The organism is Roseateles sp. P5_B10 (assembly GCF_056400485.1).
In genome coordinates this window covers 1-1,834 of record NZ_JBFULE010000953.1, presented here as the reverse complement: position 1 = coordinate 1,834, position 1,834 = coordinate 1, and the positions used below count along the sequence as shown (strand labels likewise).

General features: G+C 62.5%; 2 protein-coding genes. Both read right to left on the bottom strand.

Annotated features, from left to right (window positions below; genetic code table 11):
• Window positions 1–623: TniB family NTP-binding protein (locus tag AC1DU6_RS29670; protein ID WP_477861597.1), on the bottom strand; the 623-nt coding region annotated here is incomplete at its 3' end.
• Between the two features lie 5 nt (window positions 624–628).
• On the bottom strand, window positions 629–1,834 hold a 1,206-nt coding region (locus AC1DU6_RS29665; protein WP_477861595.1), incomplete at its 5' end, for an integrase catalytic domain-containing protein.

The window sequence follows — 1,834 nt, the reverse complement described above, 5'->3', positions numbered from 1 at the left end:
CCTCCGAAGCTGTTGCTGGCGAGAAAGACCAGTGCGATGCCCGTCTCGTCCATGAGGTCGCGAAGCACTTCCGAGGCCGGCGTCTCGCCCTGCTTTTCAGCCTTGGACTTGCGGATCGACTTCTCGAGCACATGAGCGTGGTCGACGAAGATCATGCGAGTTCCCTGCTGCCGCAGAGCATCGAAGGCGATGTCACGCATGCTGTCAAAGCGGCCTTTGCGCACCGCAGTGAAGGGATGTTGCACCGCCCTCAGCAGCAGTGACACGATGCCGCCGGCGCAGGGGTTCGCTCGAAGCCGAATGCTGAGCGCACCGTAGCCTTCGATGATGTCCGTTGCCGTGGGCAGACTTTTGCGGAAATACTCGGAGATGCTGGTCTTGGACGAGCCCGGTGGGCCGGACACGACGATGCCCTGCGGCCGGGTGGTCCGCAGAGACAACTGGTAGGCCCGATCCAGGGCCGCCAGGACCCCATGCAGATCGGGAAACAGCACGTATTTCCGGTCCACCTCGTCGGCGGCCAACAGCGCCTGCGTCGAGTACATGAACATGCGGCGCTCGGCGATCTRCCGAGCCTCTTCGTCGGCAGCGTCGCCGGAATCAAGAATGTCGAAGTCGCTCATGGTGTTTAGAAGTCGATAGTCTGAAATTCGTCGGATTCGACGAACGAGAAAGCCTTGACCTGCTGCTTGCTAATCGGCTCGGCGGGCGGTTTGATTAGGGCCGCGGTGGGTGGTGCGGCCGCGGTGGTTGCGCCCAGCACGCGGGCAGAAGTAGCACCGCAGAAGCGCGCGGCCAGCTTTTGGTCGGCGCTGGTCTTCCAGCTCACGGACTCCTGCCAGTGGTAGTGCAACTGGAGGCGCGCGCGTTCGAGGTATTCATAGGCGCCCTTGCTCTTGAGCTCCTCGCGGGCGAACTTCTGAATCAGCAGATGCTGGTTCCAGCTAAGCCCGTTCGCGTATTCGCCCAACCGGCACGGGCTGGTCACCCATTGCTGACTGCGCGGGTCCTGCACCCAGAGTTGGGACATGTCGTCCGGGTCCCATTTCACCCACGTCCTGAACTTCTTGCCGTGGGCTTGGCGCATCGGCAGCATTTCGGCACCACCGAATGGCAGCCCGTGAAGATCAACGCCGCCCTGGTGGACCATCAACTGCTTGGACAGCGCCGACACCATGCGCAGGCGCTCCATGTCGTGGGGAAAGCGCGCCGGCGGAACACTCAGCAGACCGTCCTGCATCAGGTCATAGGGCCGAGCGAGCTTGCGTTCGTTGACTTGGAACGGGTGGAAGTCGACCGCATACCTCACCAAGCCCTGAACGAACGCCGTGAACATGATTGCAGCATCTTTGTTCGGGTCGATGTTGACGATGTTGGCCACCCGCTTGTGCACGCGACCACGGGTCAAGGTCAACGTGTCGAGCGACGCGAAGAAGCGTTCGACATGGGGCTTGAGCCAGGGTGTGCGAACGCGGCAGTACGTGAAGCTGCTGCCCAGTTCCCAGCCCATGCGCTGAAAGACAGGCGAGTGGAACTCCAACCCGTTGTCGAGCTTCACCGTGTCGGGGATGCCCTCCGCGATCCAGTCGTGCTCCAGGTTCAGGCCGGCGACCATGTCCGCCTTGAAGCTGAGTGCACACCTCAGGACGCCGCTGACGCTGCTGAGGCCGGCGCCGTAAAAGCTGACGTAGAAGCCGAGCAGGTAGCCCGAGTAGGCGTCGATCATCACGGTAAGCAGCGGCCGCCCCAGCGGCAGGCCGGTGCGATCGCAGATCACCACCCAGTTCAGCGGCGTATGGTCGACTTCCACGACGTCCAAGGGGTATCTCGCAAC